This window comes from Arthrobacter sp. 01T425, from assembly GCF_056398725.1.
In genome coordinates this window covers 96,946-115,231 of record NZ_JBFTPY010000006.1, presented here as the reverse complement: position 1 = coordinate 115,231, position 18,286 = coordinate 96,946, and the positions used below count along the sequence as shown (strand labels likewise).

Genomic DNA, 18,286 nt, shown 5'->3' with positions numbered 1-18,286 from the left:
CCGCCCGCCCGGCGCCCGCTTCCCTGGCGCACACGTCCCCGGCGCGCCTACTTCTTGGCGTTGAGCACCACGTGCGTGAGGAACTCCGAGACGTGGCCGATCTCCTGCTGGTTGATGCCGTGCCACATGCCCGTGTAGAGGACCTTGGTGAGCAACACGTGCTTGCGCACCCAGCCGACCGTGTAGTCGATCTTGTCCTCGGTGATCACGGGGTCCTGCTGGTCCCGCCCCCAGAACAGCGGCACAGTGCCGTCCAGTTCGCCGTCGCGGAAGCTGGGGTCATCGCCGGCGTCGACGACAAAACCTGACAGCCCGACGACGGCGGCAAAGTCCGCCGGCCGCTGCCGCAGCAGCGTGGTGGCCATGGCCATGCCCATCGAGAACCCCAACAGCGTCACCGACGGGTGGTTGGCTTTGACGCCGTCGAGCCAGTCCTGAACGTAGCCTGCGGCGACCTTGACGGCGTCGAGCGAGTAGTCAATGGACCCTGTCAGCGGGAACCAGGTGAAGCCCGGTCCCATGGCGATCGGGGCGCGCAACGAGGCCACCGCGAATTCCTGCGGCAGCATCCCGGCCAGGCTGAGCAGATCCTGTTCGTTGGCGCCGTAGCCGTGCAACAGGACAAGAAGCGGCTTGCCGGCCCGTTCCTGCTCCGGCTGGGACCATTGGACGACAGGGGCGGGGAAGGCGTCAGCGTGAGTCATGGAACTATTCTTACAGTTACCCGGCGGTAACAAATTACGGTGGCGCAGCTAAACGGGAACAGTGCAGGATTAGGGGGTGAGCAAAACCGATCCCATGGAAAATTCACCGGACACCCCAGCCGAGACCACCGTTGACACCGTGACCCACCCGTGGACCCGGTATGTGGCGATGGGCGACTCATTCACGGAGGGCATCGGCGACCCGGAACCGGCCAGTCCGGGCGGCCATCGGGGCTGGGCGGACCGCGTGGCCGAGGAACTCAGCCGTGGGCACAACGACTTCGCCTACGCGAACCTGGCCGTCCGCGGCCGGCTCCTGCGGCAGATCGTGGACCAGCAAATGGCTCACTGCCTGTCCCTCAAACCGGACCTCATCACGCTCTCCGCAGGCGGAAACGACCTCATCCGCCCGGGCGGCGATCCGGACGTGCTCGCCGAAAAGCTGGATTCGGTGGTGCAGATCCTGAGCCTGGCCGGCGCCACCGTCGTCCTGTTCAACGGCCCGGATACCGGCTCCACAGTGCTGGGCCGGATCCGCAGCAAGGTGGCCATTTACAACGAGAACCTGCGCACGATCGCCGCGCGCCACGACGCCGTGATCGCGGACATGTGGTCGCTGCGCCAGCTCAATGACCCGCAGATGTGGAATGTCGACCGGCTGCATTTCTCACCGCTGGGCCACCACACGATCGCGGCCATGGTGCTGGACTCGCTGAACGTCGAGCACACGCTCCAGCCCCTCTCCCCCAAACCGCTGCCGCAGCGCAGTTGGCGCGAGGCGCGCAGCGGGGACCTGGTGTGGGCCAGGGAGTATTTTGTCCCCTGGGTGGTCCGCCGGCTGCGGCACCGCTCCTCCGGCGACGGCATGACGGCCAAGCGGCCGCTGGCAGGCCCGGTGTTCGGTCCCGGCGTTCCGCTTGGTTCTGGCGAAGGCCCGCCCGGCGCCGAGGACGCTGTCCGGTCCTGAGGCTTCGGGCCTGAGCCTGCGGGGCATAAGCTGGAGGGACACTTCTCCGGCCCTACAGATGAGCCCGCAGATGAGAAGGCCCAGCAGCTGAAAGGCCCAGTACCGTGAGCAGTATGTTCTTCTGGATCATCGTGTTGTCCTTCCTGGTTCCCGTGGCGATGCGCCTCTACCGCAGGTCTGCCCGCGGCCGGAACCAGGGCACTCCGGGACAATTCGGCCGGTTCCCGGGCAGCCAGAACAACCCCGGCCAGGGCAACCAGCCGCGTGATGGCTACACCCAGCAGGACTACTTCGGCGGCTTTGGCCAGCTGGGCGCCCCGAAGCAGTCGGGTCCGGCCAACGAGCCGTATCCCAACCCGCAATACCCCAGCCCGGAGTACCCCAGCGCGGAGTACCCGAACCCGCAGAACCCCAGTCCCCGGTTTCCGGACCAGCCGTTCCCGAACCAGCCGTACCCCGGCCAGCAGTACCCGAACCCGGTCGGCTACCAGTCCCCCGTCCCCTACGAGGACAGCCCCGAGTACCTGAACAACCCGCCGCAACCGCAACGGCCGCAGGCATCGCAAACTCCCCCGGCGCCGGGCGCGGGACAGGCGCAGGCGCCGCAGTCTCCGCCGCCGCCGTCGGCCGGGCAGGGCTACCGGGCCCGCAAGCTGGCCGAGCTCGACCAGCAGTACACCGACGGCAAGCTGTCCATGGAGGACTACATGGCCCAGCGCGCGGAAATCATGAAGGGCTAGGACCCTGCTGGGCCGGCGAACTCGACGTCGGCCGCGTTGACGGTTCCCGCCGTCCGCCCCGGCGCCTTGTGGTACTGCCAGTACAGATTGGTGTGCGCGACCACCAGAGCCGGCGGCGGGGCGCCGTACTCGGTCAGGTCCTCGGTGGTGTGGGCGTCGGCGACCAGCGTGACGTCGTAGCCGCGGGTGATCGCGCCGTGCAGGGTCGAGCGGATGCACTCGTCGGTCTGCGCACCGGCCAGGAAGAAGCGCCCGATGCCGCGCCCGGCCAGCACGGATTCGAGGTCGGTGGCCTCGAAGGCGTCGCTGTACTCCTTGGCCACGAGCGGCTCCGAACTGCGGCGCGCGAGCTCCGGCACGTACTGCCACCCGTCGCTGCCGCGCGGGAGTTCCTCACCGCTGTGCTGCACCCAGACGACGTCCACCCCGCCGTCGCGGGCCTTGTCCACGAGCGCGGCGATTGTTGCGACGACGTCGTCGCGGCGGTATGCCTCGGCGACGACGCCGATCTGCATATCGACGACGAGCAATGCCGTGTTGGGACGGTTGACGAGCGTGGTCACAATGCCTCCTGCATTCCCGGTGTCTGCCCACTCTAATCCCGAGGCAGCAAACAACGCGGGGTCACTTGCGGCCCATGATCCGGTGCCGGATGGGCGATAAGTGACCCCGCGTTGCCTTTGTTGGGGGTTGCGGCGTCAGTCGACCTGGGGGAAGCCGAGGTCGATCACCGAGGTGGACGGGTCCGGCCAGCGGGTGGTGACCACCTTGCCGCGGGTGTAGAAGCGGATGCTTTCCGGGCCGTACATGTGGGTGTCGCCGAACAGCGAATTCTTCCAGCCGCCGAAGGAGAAGGTGCCCACCGGCACCGGGATGGGCACGTTGACGCCCACCATGCCGGCCTCGACGTCGAACTCGAACTGGCGGGCGGCGCCGCCGTCGCGGGTGAAGATGGCCACGCCGTTGCCGAACTCGTTGTCGTTGACCAGCTTCACGGCGTCGGCGTAGGTCTCGACGCGGACCACGGAGAGTACGGGCCCGAAGATCTCGTCGTCGTAGACCTTCATTCCGGGCTTGACGTGGTCGATCAGGCTGACGCCGATGAAGAAGCCGTTGGAGTCGAATTCGTGTTCGCGGCCGTCCACCACCACGGTGGCGCCCTCGTTGGCCGCGCCGGCAACGTAGGAGGCCACTTTGTCGCGGTGCTCGGCCGTGATGAGCGGACCCATCTGGGAGGCCGGGTCCGTGCCCGGGCCGATCGTGAGGGCTGACATGCGGGTGGTGATCGCCTCCACGAGGTCGTCGGCGATGCTGCCGACCGCGACGAGGACGCTGACTGCCATGCAGCGCTCCCCGGCGGAGCCGTAGGCGGCCGAGACGGCGGCGTCCGCGGCCATGTTGAGGTCCGCGTCCGGCAGGACCACCATGTGGTTCTTCGCGCCGCCCAGGGCCTGGACGCGCTTGCCGTGATCAGCGGCGCGCTTGTAGATGGACTTCGCGATCGGCGTCGAGCCGACAAAGCTGATGGCCTTGACCGCCGGGTGTTCCAGCAGGACGTCCACGGCTTCCTTGTCGCCGTGGACGACGTTGAGCACCCCTGCCGGCAGCCCGGCCTCAGCGAAGACCTGGGCGATGAAGATGGCGGAGGACGGGTCCTTCTCGCTCGGCTTGAGCAGCACGGTGTTTCCGCAGGCCAGGGCGCTGCCGATCATCCACAGCGGCACCATGGCGGGGAAGTTGAACGGCGTGATGCAGGCGACGACGCCGACCGGCTGGCGGACCGAGTGGACATCGACGCCGCCGGAGACCTGCTCGGAGCGTTCGCCTTTGAGCATGTGGGAGAGCCCGGTGGCGAATTCGATGTTCTCCAGGCCGCGGGTGATTTCACCTTCCGCATCCGAGAGGACCTTGCCGTGCTCGCTGGTGAGCAGGGCCGCGAGTTCGGGCCGGCGCTGCATGAGCAGTTCACGGACCTTGAAGAAGATGGCGGTGCGCCTGGCCAGGCTCGTGGCGCGCCAGCCGGGCAGGGCGGCGCGGGCGGCCTCGATGGCCTCCTCGACGCGGGCGGCGGAGGCCAGGGCGACCTCTTTCTCCTGCTCGCCGGTGGCCGGGTTGAACACGGGGCCGAAGCGCTCGGCGTCGGAGATCAGGGCGCCGTTGATGAAGTGCGGGATGCGTTCCATGGGTGGGTCTCTTTCGTGAGGGGCAGGGCCGTGGGGGGCAGGGCTGTGGGGGGCTAGTTGGCGGACTCGAGGGTGCCGTCGACGAGCTTGACGATCATCGAGCAGTCCTGGCCGGACTGGCCGGAGTCGATGAGGCGCTGGAAAAGCTGCTGGACGTGCTCGCCGAGTTCCAGCGGGGTGCCGGTGTCCCGCGCGGCGCTGATGGCCAGGCCGATGTCCTTGTTGGCCAGTTCGGTGGTGAATGTCGGGGCGAAGTCGTTGTTGGACGCGGCGGTCGGCACGACGCCGGCCACGGGGTACCAGGTGCGCAGCGCCCAGCTGTCGCCGGAGGAGACCGACGCGATGTCCCAGAAGACCTGCTTGTCCAAGCCGAGCCGCTCGGCCAGGACCGCGCCCTCGGCGGTGGAGGCGAGGTTGATGAAGAGCATGAGGTTGTTGCAGATCTTCGCGGCCTGGCCGGTGGTGGCGCCGCCGGTGGGGATGATGTTCGCGGCCATGGGGCGGATGTATTCGGTGGCGTCGGCGACGGCGCCGGCCTCGCCGCCGATCATGAACGTCAGCGTGGCGGCCTTCGCGCCGCTCATGCCGCCGGAGACGGGTGCGTCGACGAAGCGGAAGCCGGCGGCGGCGGCGGCGTCGTGCAGGGCCTGCGCGGAGGCGATGTCAATGGTGGAGGAATCCACCAGGAGGGTCCGGGTGTCCGCGTGGGCAAGGACGCCGTCCTGGCCGAGGTACACGGCGCGGGCGTGCTCACCTTTGGGGAGCATGGTGAAGACGACGTCGGCGCCGGCGACGGCCTCGGCGATGCTGCCGGCGGCCTTGACTCCCCCGGCCTCGGCGGCGGCAACGGCTGCGCTGTTGAGGTCGAAGCCACGGACTTCGTGTCCGGCGTTTGAGAGGTTGACGGACATGGATCCGCCCATGTTTCCGAGTCCGATCCAGGCGATGACTGCCATGGCTTAAGCTCCTTTGCTTGATGTGCTGCCGGGCGCCTCGACGCGCTCCGGCGTGAAAGCCGAAACTCCGGCGCCCCGGTGTCCACCATCACACCCTGTTAGAGTGCAATCAAGGTAAAAAATCACAGATGCCATGTGCACAGATGCACAATCATGGCTCTGGCTCCGCCACACTCGCTGCAGAGGGGGACAATAGTGGACTTGCGCCGGCTACCGAGCCCCGACGACCTGCTGATCCTGCTGACCGTGGCACGCCTGGGCCGGTTCAACGCCGTGGCCGAGACGCTCGGCACCACCCACACCACCATTTCCCGCCGCGTCCTGGCCCTCGACAAACAGCTCGGCGGCCGGACGCTCGAACGCAGCCCGCACGGCTGGGAGCTGACCGAACTCGGCAGCCAGGCGGTCGCGGCGGCGGAAGCTATCGAGGGCACTCTCGGTGCCCTCTCCAGCAGCATTGCCCGCTCCGGCGACGTGGTCTCCGGCCTGGTCCGGATCAGCACCCCGGACGGCTTCGGCGCCGAATTCCTGGCCCCGGCCCTCGTCCGGCTGCAGCGGGCGAATCCGCTGCTCAACGTCGAACTGCTCAGCGCCACCCGCAAGGTGAGCCAAAACCGCTCCGGTGTGGACCTGGAAGTGGTGGTGGGCAACATGGACACCACCACCGCCCGCGCGATCTTCCTGAGCAACTATTTCCTCAGGCTGTACGCCAGTCCCGGCTATGCGCAGGAGCACGGGCTTCCGGCAACGCTCGACGACGTCCGGCAACACGGCTTTGTCTCCTACGTGGAATCGGCGCTCCAGGTCGCCGAGCTGGGCCACCGTTCAACGCAGCTGCCGGTGCCGCGGTCCAGCTTCCAGGCCACAAGCGTCTTCGCCCAGCTGGAGGCCGTCCGGCGGGGCGCCGGGATAGGCCTGCTCCCCAATTTCCTCGTGGCGGGCCGGCCGGAATTTCTGCCCGTCCTGCCGGACGACTTCCAGCGCCAGCTGCCCATCTGGGCTGTGGCCCGGCCCGAGGCGCTGCGTTCGGCCCCGGTCCGTGCCGTGCTGGAGGCGATTCGCGGCGAAATCCGGGAGCGGCAGGATGTGCTGTCCGCCTGAGGCGCCCAGCGCAGCCGGACCGGTGCCTGTGGCGTTAGCCTGCGGCGTTAGCCTGCCGCGTTAACGCAGACTGCCCGGGTCCGCGCGGTGCGCGGATCCGGGCAGTCTGCCCCCACCGGGTCTGGTGAGGCCGGTGAGGATTACCGCTTGCTGGCGGCGAGGAGGTCGGCGGTGCCACGGGCGTCGGCGGCGTCGACGTCGCGGAGCGAAATGCCGCGGGTTTCCTTCAGGAAGAACACCGCAACCAAAGTGACCACACAGGCGCCGAGGAGGTAGATGGCGACCGGGACCGAGGACTTGTACTGGCTCAGGAGCGCGACGGCGATGATCGGAGCCAGCGAACCGGCCACAATCGAGGTGACCTGGTAGCCCAGCGAGACACCGGAGTAGCGCATCCGGGTCGGGAACATTTCGGCCATGAGCGCCGGCTGGCCGGCGTACATCAGGGAGTGGAACAGCAGGCCGATGGTGATCGCGGCGAGGATGATGAAGTCGTTCTTGGTATCCATCATCGGGAAGGCGAAGAAGCCCCACGTGCCGCCGAGGATGGCGCCGGCCATGTAGACGGGCTTGCGGCCGACGTTGTCCGAGAGCCTGCCGACCATCGGAATCACGGCGAAGTGGACGAAGTGCGCCACGAGCAGCAGCAGCAGGATCCGCGAGGTGTCCGTCTGGACGACGACCTTCAGGTACGTGATCGAGAACGTGACCACGAGGTAGTAGAGGATGTTCTCGGCGAAGCGCAGGCCCATCGCGGTGAAGACGCCGCGCGGGTAGCGGCGGAAGACTTCGGCCACGCCGTAGCCCTTGTTTTCAACCTCGACTTCTTTTTGGGCCTCCAGGAAGATGGGGGCGTCCTGGACCTTGGTGCGGATGTAGTAGCCGACCAGCACGATCACGGCGGAGAGCCAGAAGGCGACGCGCCAGCCCCAGCTGAGGAAGTCGGCGGAGGACAGCACGGAGGACAGCGTGAACAGCACGGCGGTGGCGAGCAGGTTGCCGAGCGGAACGGCGGACTGGGGCCAGCTGGCCCAGAACCCGCGGGACTTGCTGGGGCTGTGCTCGGCGACGAGGAGGACGGCGCCGCCCCATTCGCCGCCGACGGCGAAGCCCTGGGCGAAGCGCAGGAAGACCAGCAGCGCCGGGGCCCAGTAGCCGATCTGCGCGAAGGTGGGCAGGCAGCCCATCAGGAAGGTGGAAACGCCCACCAGGAGGATGCTGACCTGGAGCAGCTGCTTGCGGCCGAACTTGTCGCCGAAGTGGCCGAAGACGATGCCGCCGATCGGGCGGGCGACGAATCCGACGGCGTAGGTCAGGAACGCGGCGATAATGCCGTCGAGTTCCGTGCCCGAATTGGGGAAGAACGTCTTGCCGAAGACCAGCGTGGCGGCGGAGGCGTAGAGGAAGAATTCATACCACTCCACCACCGTGCCGGCCATGGAGGCCGTTACTACCTTCTTCAGTCCGGACGTTTTGACGTCCGGCTCGTCTGCGCGCGTTGTCGCGGCGTTTTCCGTGCTCATGTGAACTCCTTCGGTGTCGCCTTCGACACCCTGCGGACCATTGGACTGAGGACGCCCGTGATGTAGGGCACATGGCGTCATTCCCCATGAGTATGGACGCTCCCGCCCTGAGCCTCAACGGCCATTAGTGCAGAGCGCATCTGCAAAAATGCACAAGCGGGCCGGCCTAGTGGCCGAAGAAGGTCCCCCGAAGCTGCCCGCTCAGCTGGCCGATTTCGGTCAGGAAGCCGTCGTGGCCGATCGGCGCTTCAATGATGTGCAGTTCCGGGCCGCCCGGCAGGGCCTCTGCCAGTTGACGGGACTGGGCCGGGAAATACAGGCGGTCCGAGTCCACGGCCGCCACCAGGAACTCGGCGGTGGCCGGAGCCAGTGCCTCCCCGAGGCTTCCGCGCCCCCGGCACACATCGTGGCTCATGAGGGCTTCGGTGATCGCGATGTAGCTGTTCGCGTCGAAACGCCGGGCCAGTTTGCTGCCCTGGTGGTCCAGGTAGCTTTCCACCTGGTAGCGCCCGCGTCCGGCCAGCGATCCGGCTTCCAGGGGCGTCTCGGACTCCTGGGCGTTGCGGCCAAACCGGCCGTCCAGTTCGGCCGCTGAGCGGTAGGTGATGTGCGCGATGCGCCGGGCGAGGGCGAGCCCTGCTTCGGGTTCCGGGCCGCCGTAGTAGTCCCCGCCCTTGAAGTGGGGGTCCTGGCGGATGGCCAGCGTCTGGGCCTGCGCGAAGGCAATCTGTTCGGCGGTGCTGCTGGCGCCGACGGAAATCACGGCGCAGCGCCGGACCCGGCCGGGAAACGTGACGGCCCATTCAAGGGCGCGCGCGCCGCCGAGCGAGCCGCCCAGCACCGCGTACCAGCTGCCGATGCCCAGGGCATCGGCCAGCCGCGCCTCGGCGGCGGCGGTGTCCCGCAGGGTGACCAGCGGGAACCGCGATCCCCAAGGGCGCCCGTCGGGGGCCGGGGTGGAAGGCCCGGTGGATCCGTAGCAGCCGCCCAGGATGTTGATCGAAACGACGAAATACTTGTCCGTGTCCACGGGAGCCCCGGGTCCGGCGAGCTGTTCCCACCAGCCGGGCTCCCCGCTCTCGCCGCGGGTCACGTGTGTGTCGCCGGTCAGGGCGTGTTCAATGAGCACGGCGTTGGAGGCGTCCGCGTTCAGGGTCCCCCACGTCTCGTAGGCGAGCACCACATCCGGCAACGGAGTCCCGGATTCGAGCTGCAGATCACCGATCCTGACGAACTGGACGGTCCCGTCAGGGGTCCGGGATGGTTTGGTTTCGGGAACACCCGTGCGGGTGACGGCAATCGTCATGTGAGGACCTATCTTCGCGCTTGCCCGCCGTCAGCTGACCGGCAGGCCAGGTCTTCACCCGGGGCACCCCGCCGCAAAAGGAGGGTTGCCGGCCAGCAAGCCGGGGCTGTCGCTGGCACTCATGACCTGGTACGAGTCTACGAAACGGGGTGCGGAAATGACGAAGATTATGACTTCCATGTGACAGCCGGACCCGTCAGCACCGCAGACTCCCCACCTTTGACAGCCGTGACCGGCGGGTCGCCCCGAAGTGCCGGCGATTCCCGGTGTCATGCCCGTAAAGGTGGGGAAATTCGGCGTGGGCTTCGGCCTAGGCGGACTTGGCCGCGCGGAATCCGGCGTCGAGGTCCGCCAGGATGTCGTCAATGTGCTCCAGTCCCACCGAAAGCCTCACCAGCCCGGGGTTCACCCCGGCGATCACCTGCTGTTCGGGCGAGAGCTGGCTGTGGGTGGTCGACGCCGGATGGATCACCAGCGACCGGACATCGCCGATGTTCGCGACGTGCGAGTGCAGTTCGAGGGCATCGACGAACCGCTTGCCGGCCTCCGCTCCCCCTGCAATGTTGAACGCCACGACGGCGCCGGTCCCCTTGGGCCCGTACTTGCGGCCGCGCTCGTACCAGGGGCTGGACGGCAGCCCGGCGTAGGCGACCGATTCGACGTCGTTCCGCCCCTCCAGCCAGTGCGCCACCTTCGTGGCGTTGGCCACGTGGCGCTCGACGCGCAGGCTCAGCGTTTCGATGCCCTGGGCGATGAGGAACGCGTTGAACGGGGACACCGCGGAGCCGAGGTCGCGCAGGAGCTGGACCCGGGCCTTGAGGATGTAGGAGAGATTCGCGCCCAGCGCGCCGCCCGCTCCGAGGTCGCGGGCATAGACCAGGCCGTTGTAGGTGGGGTCGGGGGTGTTGAAGCCGGGGAACCGCTCCGGGTCCTTCCCGAAGTCGAAGTTGCCGGAGTCCACGATCACGCCGGCGATCGCGGCGCCGTGCCCGCCGAGGTACTTGGTGGCGGAATGGACCACGATGTCCGCGCCCCACTCGATCGGCCGGATCAGGTAGGGGGTGGAGAGCGTGTTGTCGACAACCAGCGGCACGCCGGCCTCGTGCGCCACCCGGGAGACGCCCTCGATGTCCAGGACGTCCTGGCGGGGGTTGGAGACCACTTCGCCGAAGAACAGCTTGGTGTTGGGCTGGACGGCGTCCCGCCACTGGTCCAGGTTGTCCGGGTCCGCCACGAAGGTCACGGAGATGCCGAACTTCTTCAGCGTGTGCGCGAGCAGGTTGTAGGTTCCGCCATAGAGGCTGGGGCTGGCCACCACATGGTCCCCGGCCTCGGCGATATTGAGGATGGCGAACGTCTCGGCGGCCTGGCCGGAGCTGAGCAGCAGCGCCGCGAGACCGCCTTCCAGGCTGGCGACGCGCTGTTCGACGGCATCCTGGGTCGGGTTGCCGATCCGGGTGTAGATGGGCGCGAGCTCGGCGAGCGCAAAGCGGTTCGCGGCGCTTTCGGCGCTGGGGAACACGAACGACGTCGTCTGGTAGATAGGCAGGGAACGCGCGCCGGTGGCGCTGTCCGGCTCCTGGCCGGCGTGGATCTGGCGGGTTTCAAAGGACCAGGCGTTGGACATTGGTGCTCCTCGAGTCACTGGGCACAGCACCGGCCGGGGCTTTCGGCCCGAACCGGAAAAGGCGCCGCGCTTGCCCTCCGGCGGGCGCCGGACGGCCAGGTCATCACCCGGGGCACCCCACCGCGATACGAGGGTTGCCGGCCAGCAAGCCGGGGCTGTGCGCTGGCACTCATAACCTGACTCCAGTGTAGGAATGGCGGCGGAGCCCTGGATAGCTTTGTGACGAAGATGAAGACGGCCGCCGTGACGGAGCATCCGGGGCGCCGCGTTCCGCGCCCCAGGACGTCCCACGACGGTTAGGGGAGCCTAAGCTGAGAGGTCCATCACAAAGTGCCAAGATGATGGCATGCGCATGGATCACGTCTCTTACGCCTGTGAACACGATGGCTTGGCAGCCACCACTGAACGTATTGCGTCTGCCCTCGGCGTTGAAGCCGTGAAGGGTGGAGTGCACCCCCGTTTCGGGACACGCAACATGATTATCCCGCTCGCGGGACACAAGTACCTGGAAGTCGTGGAGGTCCTGAACCACCCGGCTTCCGACAAGGCCCCGTTCGGCCAGGCCGTCCGGGCACGCTCCGAGGCCGGCGGCGGCTGGATGGGCTGGTGCGTCGAGGTTGACGACCTGGCCCCGTTCGAGGAGCGGCTCGGCCGCGCCGCCGTCAACGGCAACCGGAAGTTTCCCGATGGCCGCGAACTGGTCTGGAAGCAGATCGGCATCCTGGGGCTCATCGCCGACCCCCAGGTGCCGTACATGCTCAAGTGGGAGGGCGACCCGGAGTTGCACCCGTCCAACGCCTACGCGAGCGATGTCAAGATGTCCGCACTGACCATTGCCGGTTCGGCCGAGCGCGTCACGGAGTGGCTGGGCGAACCGGTTGAAAAGCCGCTGGAAGACGTCGCCGTGAACTGGATCGCGCCGCACGGTACTCCCGGCATCCTCTCAGTCACCTTCGAGACCGCCTCCGGAGCGGTCACGATCTAACGCTCCACCCGCCCCACGCTTCGGCCGCCATCTCTTAGGTGCCAACGATGTCACCTAGGAGACGGCGGCCGAGATCATTTAAGGCCTGCTCCTAAAAGCAACGCGGGGCCACTTCGCGCCCGTCCGGGGGCTCCGGATGGGCCCGAAGGGACCCCGCCTTGCTTTGCGGGGAACTCAGCCCAGGCCCACGGCCTTGCCGAACAGGCTGAACCCCACGAACGCCACGGTGTCCAGGATGGCGTGGGCGATCACCAACGGCATCACCCGTTTGGTCCGGATGTAGAACAGCGCGAAGACGACGCCCATCACCGCGTTGCCGATGAACGGCCCGAACCCCTGGTACAGGTGATAGCTGCCGCGGAGCAGGGCGCTGGCGGCGATGGCCGCCGGCACGCTCCAGCCCAGTTTCCCGAGCCGGTCCAGCAGGTACGCCACCACAATCACTTCCTCGACCACCGCGTGCCGGATCGCGGACAGGACCAGCACCGGCACGGTCCACCAGTACGCGTCCAGGGCACTGGGGATGATCGCCGTCGTGATCCCCAGCGCCCGGCCGGCGGCGTAGAGCCCCAGGGACGGAATGCCGATGAGCGCGGCGAGTCCGAGACCCTGCAGGAGGTCCTTGCCGGGCCGGGCGAAGTCGAAGCCGATCCTTCGGAACGCCGAGGTTCCGCGCTCACCGGCCGGCCAGTGCTCGGTGAGGAAGTAGATCACGAGGGCCACCGGGACCAGGGCGAAGATGATGTCCAGCAACTGGTAGGTGAGGTCGAAGTATTCGCGTGCGCTCTGTGAGCGGTTCAGGGTGGATGTCCCCTGGGCCAGCGGCGCCGTGGTCATCTTGTCCAGCAACTGCACCAGGGAGTAGATCGCGGACTGCCCCAGCGACAACCCCAGGACAATCAACACTTCGAACCGCAGCCGACGGCGGGAGGGAACCAACATGGTTCTATCTTGCCTGCACTTGCCGATAGTTTGCTGGTGCCCGCGGGGTGCCGGCCGCGCCGGCACCCCCGGCTTTTTGGGAGCCCTATGCTAGGGGAGTATGAGTGCGCCCCGGAAAATCATCATGATCCGGCACGGCCAGTCTGCCGCCAATGCCGACACCTCGATCTACAACCGTGTTCCGGACTACCGGATCCCGTTGACCGCGCTGGGCCTGGAGCAGGCCACCGCGGCCGGGGAGGAGGTCCGGCGCCAGCTGGACGGCCGCCCCGTGTGCGTCTACGTCTCCCCTTACCTGCGCGCCTACCAGACCCTCGAGGCGCTGAATCTCGGCCCGCTCGTGGAGCGGGTGATCGAGGAACCGCGCCTGCGCGAACAGGACTGGGCCAACTTTCAGATCGCCGGCGACATCGAGGACCAGAAGGAGCTCCGCAACGCCTACGGGCACTTCTTCTACCGCTTCCGCGAGGGCGAGTCCGGTTCCGATGTGTATGACAGGATTTCTTCCTTCATGGAAACCCTGCACCGGCACTGGTCCCGGCCCGGCTATGCCCCGAACGCGCTGTTTGTGACGCACGGATTGACCATGCGGCTGTTCTGCATGCGCTGGTTCCACTGGTCGGTGGAATATTTCGAGTCCCTGAATAACCCCGAGAACGCCGAGGTCCGCACCCTGCTGCGCACTTCGCACGGCAAGTACGAGCTCGACAAGCCCTTCACGCAGTGGGAGAAGAGGCGCGTGGACGAGACCGTCCTCGACGCACCGCCCATGATGTTCTAGGGCGGCCCGGCCGGGGCCGGAGCCAGCCAGGTCAGCGGACCGGCCCGCTAACGGACCGGCTGCGCTACACCGGCGCGCCACACCGCGTGCGTCAGGGGGATGCCTGGCCGGTAGGCCAGATGCGTGGCGGAAGGCGCGTTGAGCAGGTGCAGGTCCGCGCGGTGTCCGACGGCGATCGAGCCCACCGCGCGTTCGCCGTCGGCGTCGTTCCCGGACTCCCGGCCCAGGGCCAGCGCGCCGCCGTAGGTCGCGGCGCGCACCGCCTCGTGGACGCTGAGCCGCATCTGCAGCACGGCGGTGGTGACGCAGAACGCCATGGAGCTGGTGTAGGACGTGCCGGGGTTGCAGTTGGAGGCCAGCGCCAGCTGCACGCCGGCGTCGAGCAGTTCACGGCCGGGGGCCAGCGGCTGCCGGGTGGAGAGATCGCAGGCCGGCAGGCACGTGGCGACCGTGCCGCGCTGCCCGGATCCAGGCGTGCCGCTGCCGCCGGCGGCGTCCCAGCCGGACCAGCTGCCGGCAAGGGCATCGACATCCGCGGCCGAAAGGTAGTTCACGTGGTCCACGCTCGCGGCGCCGACTTCCACGGCCAGCCTGACGCCGGGGCCCTCGCCGAGCTGGTTGCCGTGGACGCGCAGCCCCAGCCCGGCGGCCTTGCAGGCCAGCAGCACCCGGCGGGACTGGTCCTCGTTGAACGCGCCCTGCTCGCAAAAGACGTCGGCCCAGCGGACGTAGGGCAGGACTGCGGTGAGCATCGGCCCGCAGACCAGCTCCGTGTATTCTTCCGCGTCCATCCCGGCGGGCACAAGGTGCGCCCCCAGGTAAGTCACCTCGTCCGCCACGGTGGAGGCGATGCGGGCGCTGCGGGCCTCGTTCTCGAGGTCCAGGCCGTAGCCGGTTTTGGTCTCCAGGTAGGTGGTGCCCTGCGACACGGCCTCCGCGACGCGGCCCATCGCCAGCCGGGTCAGGTCGAAGTCGCTCGTGCTCCGGGTGGCGCCGGTGGTGACGGCGATCCCGCCGGCGCTGTAGCTTTCTCCCGCCATCCGGGCCTCGAACTCGGCAGTGCGGTCCCCCGCGAAGATCAGGTGCGTGTGCGAGTCGACCCAGCCCGGGAGGAGCGCCCGGCCACCGGCATCCACCCGTTCGTCCGCGGCCGGGGCGTCGGCCGCGGGCCCTAGCCAGGAAATCCGCTCCCCCTCGATCACCACCGCCGCGTCGCGGAGGACGCGGTGTTCCGCGTCCTGGGTCATCAGTTCGGCGATATTGGTGATGAGGGTACTCATGGATCCATTCTTCAGCGCCGGATGGACCAGCGGGTCGCGGCCAGCGCCTCCGCTGTCCGGGATGCCGGACTGGCCTCGGTGGACGGGGGCACAGCCGGGGTCAGGGCCGGGGCGGTGCCCTGGCCGGCGAGGATCAGCCCGGCGGCCAGTTCCGCGACGCCGGATGAGGTCTGGAATCCGTACCCGCCCTGGCCGGCGAGCCAGAAGAATCCGGTGGCCTCGGCGTCGAACCCCACCACCGGGACGCCGTCGGCCGCCTCCGTGCGCAGCCCCGTCCAGGCCGTGCGGACGTTCCGGATCCCGAGCGTCGTGATCTCGTTGAGCCGGGCGATGACCCGTTCGATGTCGCCGGGATAGGGCCGGGCGTCCTCGGGTCCGCTCGGCACGTGTTCGGCGGGCGAGATCAGGACCTGGCCGTTGTCCGGCCGGAAGTAGAAGCTGTCATCGGCCGCCGCCACCATCGGGCTGGCTTCCGGGAGGGGATTCTCGACGTCGACGATCGCCGCGGTGCGCCGGTACGGCTGCAGGCCGAGCTTCTCGACGCCGCTGAGGACGGCGAGCTCGTCGGCCCAGGCACCGGCGGCATTGACCACGACGGCGGACTGGAAGCCTTCCTGCCCGGCGCCCAGTTCCCAGCCGGTGCCCAGCCGCTGGGCGGAATGGACCCTGGCGCCGGTAATGATGTCCACGCCGCCGGCCACGGCGAGCCGCCGGTGGTCCTCGAGCAGCACGGGGGCGTTGCAGGCGAAGGACCCGGTGTCCAGCCCGGCGGCGCTGAACGAATCCGGGACCAGGGCCGGGCACAGATCCAGTGCCTCGGCGTGGGTGATCCGCTGCATGTGTCCGCTTGCCTCCGCCCGTACGGTGGCGTCGTCCCCGATCAGCATGAAGCTGCGCGGGGTGAGCACCGGTTCCGGACGTTCGGCGTCCTGGGCCGCGATGAGGTCGAGCGTCCGGACGGTGAGCTCCTGGACCACAGGCGGGCCGTAGCTGGGAATCAGTTGCCGGGCTGAGCGGGCCGAGGTGTGGTACGCCAGGGTCTGCTCGGCTTCGATCAGGGCCACGCTGCAGTGCCCGGCCAAGGCGGAAGCAAGGGACAGGCCGGCGATCCCGCCGCCGACAATTACGACATCGTAATGAGCTGACATGATCCCATCCTTGCAGATCGTCGGGTCAGGTGATCACGTCCCGGTATCCGGCGTTTGCCGCAACCTGCTCCCGGGCGAGCGGCGTCAATCGGTTCCACAGTCATCACCTGCGCCGTTGTTGGGTCCCAGGGCGTTGAAATCCAGTGGCTCACGGTGTTCTCGGCACATGCCGTCTCCACGATTCCGAGTTTGGCGGCAACCTTCTTGGAATCACGGTTGCTTGGATAAATTGTGCACGGCGCCCCGGGACATGCCCTTCCATGGTCCGCACGACTGGACATGTCCCTCGTTGCGGCGTGCAGGCGCGGGACATGCCCCTCGTGGTCATGGCCGTTGGACATGGTGGCATTATGTCCAGTCCTCGCTGCCCGAGCTGGACATGTCCCCCGTTGCGGCGTACCGGCACGGGACATGCCCTTCGTTGGTCGTGGCCGTTGGACAGAGTGGCATTATGTCCAGTCCTCGCTGCCGGAGCTGGACATGTCCCCCGTTGCCGCGTGCAGGCCCGGGACAGGCACTTCCCTGGTCCGCGCGCCTGGACATGTCCCCCGTTGCGGCGGGCAGGCCCGGGACATGCCCCTCGTTGGTCGTGGCCGTTGGACATAGTGGCATTATGTCCAGTCCTCGCTGCCGGGGCTGGGCATGTCCCGCGGACAAGCCAGAGGAGGAAGCCGGGATGAACGAGCAAGGCCGGGGCAAGGCCGGGCAGGGTGGGGCCGGACCCCGTACTGAAAGCGGGGGCCCGGCCCGGCGATCAGGCGGGCTAGGCTGCTGCCACCGCCGCGCGGCTGCGCACGAACGCCTGGACGCAGGCCTCGACGTCGTCGGCGCTGTGTGCGGCCGAAAGCTGGACGCGGATCCGGGCGGCGCCCTTGGGCACCACCGGGTAGCTGAACGCCGTGACGAAGACGCCGTTGTGGAGCATGGCATCGGCCACCTTGGCGGCCATGACGGCGTCGCCGAACATTACCGGGACAATGGCGTGCTCGCCGGGGAGCAGGTCGAAGCCTTCCTCGCTCATGCGGTTCCGGAAGAGCTCCGCGTTCGCGAAGAGCTTGCCGCGCAGTTCGCCGGAGTTTTCCACGAGGTCCAGGGCCTTGAGCGTGGCCGCGACGATCGCCGGGGCCAGCGAGTTGGAGAACAGGTAGGGGCGGGCCTTCTGGCGGAGCATCGCCACCACCTCACCGCGGCCCGAGACATAGCCGCCGGAGGCGCCGCCGAGGGCCTTGCCGAAGGTGCCGGTGTAGATGTCCACGCGGTCCGAGACGCCGGCGTGTTCCGGCGTGCCGGCACCGGTGGCGCCCATGAAGCCCACCGCGTGGGAATCGTCCACCATGACCAGGGCATCGTACTTTTCGGCGAGGTCGCAGATCGCTTCGAGCGGGGCCAGGAAGCCGTCCATCGAGAAGACGCCGTCCGTGACGATGATCTTGCGGCGGGCCGGGTTCTCCTGCGTGGTGGCCTCGATCAGCTTCGATTCGAGGTCCGCCATGTCCTGGTTGGCGTAGCGGAAGCGCTGGGCCTTGCAGAGCCGGATGCCGTCAATGATGGACGCGTGGTTCAGGGCGTCCGAGATGACGGCGTCGTCCGGGCCGAAGAGGGACTCGAACACGCCGCCGTTGGCGTCGAAGCAGCTGGAGAACAGGATGGTGTCCTCGGTGCCGAGGAACGCCGAGACACGTTTTTCCAGTGCCAGGTGCAGGTCCTGGGTGCCGCAGATGAAGCGCACGCTGGCCATGCCGAAGCCGCGCTCGTCCATGGCGGTCTTCGCCGCGGCGATGATGTCCGGGTGGTCGGCGAGGCCCAGGTAGTTGTTGGCGCAGAAGTTCAGCACGTCGGCGCCGGTCTCGCCGATCTGCCCGGCCTTGATGCGGTTGGCCTGCGGCGAGTCGATGTGCCGCTCGGTCTTGAACAGACCGGCGCTGCGGATCTCATCGAGTTCGTGCTGCAGCTGGTCCTTGATGGCTGAATACATGGGTTGGCTCCTCGGCTGGTTGGATGCGGGGGCGGAATGCTGTGCGTGGAATGCTGTGTCGGGCAGGG

At 68.1% G+C, this 18,286-nt stretch carries 16 protein-coding genes and 2 riboswitches; of the genes, 5 read left to right on the top strand and 11 right to left on the bottom strand.

The genetic code is table 11. From position 1 onward, the window contains the following. Positions 1-47: 47 nt before the first annotated feature. The gene (locus AC1DNG_RS09215; RefSeq protein WP_476871577.1) at positions 48-704 is read right to left on the bottom strand and encodes an alpha/beta hydrolase; all 657 of its coding nucleotides are present in this window, start codon (positions 702-704) and stop codon (positions 48-50) included. Positions 705-798: 94 nt separating this feature from the next. Here AC1DNG_RS09215 and AC1DNG_RS09210 point away from each other — a divergent pair, with 94 nt between their 5' ends. Then, a complete protein-coding gene (locus AC1DNG_RS09210) occupies positions 799-1,671 on the top strand; it encodes an SGNH/GDSL hydrolase family protein (RefSeq protein ID WP_476887233.1) in 873 nt (290 codons plus the stop codon). A 113-nt stretch (positions 1,672-1,784) separates the two neighbouring features. Continuing rightward, positions 1,785-2,411: a hypothetical protein gene (locus tag AC1DNG_RS09205; RefSeq protein ID WP_476859214.1), complete on the top strand. Its 627-nt coding sequence runs from the start codon at positions 1,785-1,787 to the stop codon at positions 2,409-2,411. On the opposite strand, the gene AC1DNG_RS09200 is transcribed toward AC1DNG_RS09205, so the two are convergent. The 3 genes from AC1DNG_RS09200 to mmsB all read right to left on the bottom strand — a co-directional run bounded on the left by AC1DNG_RS09200 (position 2,408) and on the right by mmsB (position 5,550). After that, the gene (locus AC1DNG_RS09200) at positions 2,408-2,974 is read right to left on the bottom strand and encodes an isochorismatase family protein (RefSeq protein WP_476887201.1); all 567 of its coding nucleotides are present in this window, start codon (positions 2,972-2,974) and stop codon (positions 2,408-2,410) included. The genes AC1DNG_RS09205 and AC1DNG_RS09200 overlap by 4 nt on opposite strands. A gap of 135 nt (positions 2,975-3,109) precedes the next feature. Continuing rightward, the gene (locus AC1DNG_RS09195; protein ID WP_476887200.1) at positions 3,110-4,594 is read right to left on the bottom strand and encodes a CoA-acylating methylmalonate-semialdehyde dehydrogenase; all 1,485 of its coding nucleotides are present in this window, start codon (positions 4,592-4,594) and stop codon (positions 3,110-3,112) included. A gap of 53 nt (positions 4,595-4,647) precedes the next feature. Continuing rightward, entirely contained in the window at positions 4,648-5,550 is a 903-nt protein-coding gene (mmsB, locus tag AC1DNG_RS09190; protein WP_243179644.1) for a 3-hydroxyisobutyrate dehydrogenase, read from the bottom strand. A 201-nt stretch (positions 5,551-5,751) separates the two neighbouring features. Here mmsB and AC1DNG_RS09185 point away from each other — a divergent pair, with 201 nt between their 5' ends. Further along, entirely contained in the window at positions 5,752-6,651 is a 900-nt protein-coding gene (locus tag AC1DNG_RS09185; protein ID WP_223914225.1) for a LysR family transcriptional regulator, read from the top strand. Between the two features lie 140 nt (positions 6,652-6,791). Here AC1DNG_RS09185 and AC1DNG_RS09180 read toward each other — a convergent pair whose 3' ends face one another. The 3 genes from AC1DNG_RS09180 to AC1DNG_RS09170 form a co-directional block, all read right to left on the bottom strand. Continuing rightward, entirely contained in the window at positions 6,792-8,174 is a 1,383-nt protein-coding gene (locus AC1DNG_RS09180) for an MFS transporter (protein WP_476849373.1), read from the bottom strand. Between the two features lie 166 nt (positions 8,175-8,340). Continuing rightward, positions 8,341-9,480, bottom strand: a complete 1,140-nt coding sequence (gene metX, locus AC1DNG_RS09175) for a homoserine O-acetyltransferase MetX (RefSeq protein WP_476872751.1) — start codon at positions 9,478-9,480, stop codon at positions 8,341-8,343. A gap of 11 nt (positions 9,481-9,491) precedes the next feature. Beyond that, positions 9,492-9,607, bottom strand: a riboswitch (SAM riboswitch). A gap of 183 nt (positions 9,608-9,790) precedes the next feature. Beyond that, positions 9,791-11,107 carry a bifunctional o-acetylhomoserine/o-acetylserine sulfhydrylase gene (locus AC1DNG_RS09170; RefSeq protein WP_476887199.1) on the bottom strand — a complete coding sequence of 439 codons (1,317 nt, stop codon included), beginning with the start codon at positions 11,105-11,107 and terminating at the stop codon, positions 9,791-9,793. A 61-nt stretch (positions 11,108-11,168) separates the two neighbouring features. Further along, positions 11,169-11,284: riboswitch (SAM riboswitch) on the bottom strand. 169 nt (positions 11,285-11,453) lie between these two features. Here AC1DNG_RS09170 and AC1DNG_RS09165 point away from each other — a divergent pair. Further along, positions 11,454-12,092, top strand: a complete 639-nt coding sequence (locus tag AC1DNG_RS09165; RefSeq protein WP_223914077.1) for a VOC family protein — start codon at positions 11,454-11,456, stop codon at positions 12,090-12,092. Between the two features lie 174 nt (positions 12,093-12,266). Here the strand turns inward: AC1DNG_RS09165 and AC1DNG_RS09160 are convergent, their stop codons facing one another. Further along, entirely contained in the window at positions 12,267-13,034 is a 768-nt protein-coding gene (locus AC1DNG_RS09160) for a CPBP family intramembrane glutamic endopeptidase (RefSeq protein WP_476872749.1), read from the bottom strand. 100 nt (positions 13,035-13,134) lie between these two features. Between AC1DNG_RS09160 and AC1DNG_RS09155 the strand changes: the two genes are divergently transcribed. Then, on the top strand, positions 13,135-13,815 hold the full coding sequence (locus AC1DNG_RS09155; RefSeq protein ID WP_028278302.1) for a histidine phosphatase family protein: 681 nt from the start codon (positions 13,135-13,137) through the stop codon (positions 13,813-13,815). 47 nt (positions 13,816-13,862) lie between these two features. Here the strand turns inward: AC1DNG_RS09155 and AC1DNG_RS09150 are convergent, their stop codons facing one another. From AC1DNG_RS09150 to AC1DNG_RS09140, 3 genes are all read right to left on the bottom strand, one after another. Then, a complete protein-coding gene (locus AC1DNG_RS09150) occupies positions 13,863-15,095 on the bottom strand; it encodes an amidohydrolase family protein (protein WP_476871581.1) in 1,233 nt (410 codons plus the stop codon). Positions 15,096-15,106: 11 nt separating this feature from the next. Then, entirely contained in the window at positions 15,107-16,243 is a 1,137-nt protein-coding gene (locus tag AC1DNG_RS09145; protein ID WP_230008567.1) for an NAD(P)/FAD-dependent oxidoreductase, read from the bottom strand. A gap of 763 nt (positions 16,244-17,006) precedes the next feature. Continuing rightward, positions 17,007-18,218 (bottom strand): glycine C-acetyltransferase, encoded by a 1,212-nt coding sequence (locus AC1DNG_RS09140; RefSeq protein ID WP_476887198.1) that lies wholly within the window; start codon positions 18,216-18,218, stop codon positions 17,007-17,009. Positions 18,219-18,286: the final 68 nt, after the last annotated feature.

What these genes read in the sequence shown, in the direction of transcription:
- AC1DNG_RS09215 (WP_476871577.1), bottom strand. Translation starts at nt 704, where the DNA reads ATGACTCACGCTGACGCCTTCCCCGCCCCTGTCGTCCAATGGTCCCAG.
- AC1DNG_RS09210 (WP_476887233.1), top strand. Translation starts at nt 799, where the DNA reads ATGGAAAATTCACCGGACACCCCAGCCGAGACCACCGTTGACACCGTG.
- AC1DNG_RS09205 (WP_476859214.1), top strand. Translation starts at nt 1,785, where the DNA reads ATGTTCTTCTGGATCATCGTGTTGTCCTTCCTGGTTCCCGTGGCGATG.
- AC1DNG_RS09195 (WP_476887200.1), bottom strand. Translation starts at nt 4,594, where the DNA reads ATGGAACGCATCCCGCACTTCATCAACGGCGCCCTGATCTCCGACGCC.
- mmsB (WP_243179644.1), bottom strand. Translation starts at nt 5,550, where the DNA reads ATGGCAGTCATCGCCTGGATCGGACTCGGAAACATGGGCGGATCCATG.
- AC1DNG_RS09180 (WP_476849373.1), bottom strand. Translation starts at nt 8,174, where the DNA reads ATGAGCACGGAAAACGCCGCGACAACGCGCGCAGACGAGCCGGACGTC.
- metX (WP_476872751.1), bottom strand. Translation starts at nt 9,480, where the DNA reads ATGACGATTGCCGTCACCCGCACGGGTGTTCCCGAAACCAAACCATCC.
- AC1DNG_RS09170 (WP_476887199.1), bottom strand. Translation starts at nt 11,107, where the DNA reads ATGTCCAACGCCTGGTCCTTTGAAACCCGCCAGATCCACGCCGGCCAG.
- AC1DNG_RS09165 (WP_223914077.1), top strand. Translation starts at nt 11,454, where the DNA reads ATGCGCATGGATCACGTCTCTTACGCCTGTGAACACGATGGCTTGGCA.
- AC1DNG_RS09160 (WP_476872749.1), bottom strand. Translation starts at nt 13,034, where the DNA reads ATGTTGGTTCCCTCCCGCCGTCGGCTGCGGTTCGAAGTGTTGATTGTC.
- AC1DNG_RS09155 (WP_028278302.1), top strand. Translation starts at nt 13,135, where the DNA reads ATGAGTGCGCCCCGGAAAATCATCATGATCCGGCACGGCCAGTCTGCC.
- AC1DNG_RS09150 (WP_476871581.1), bottom strand. Translation starts at nt 15,095, where the DNA reads ATGAGTACCCTCATCACCAATATCGCCGAACTGATGACCCAGGACGCG.
- AC1DNG_RS09145 (WP_230008567.1), bottom strand. Translation starts at nt 16,243, where the DNA reads ATGTCAGCTCATTACGATGTCGTAATTGTCGGCGGCGGGATCGCCGGC.
- AC1DNG_RS09140 (WP_476887198.1), bottom strand. Translation starts at nt 18,218, where the DNA reads ATGTATTCAGCCATCAAGGACCAGCTGCAGCACGAACTCGATGAGATC.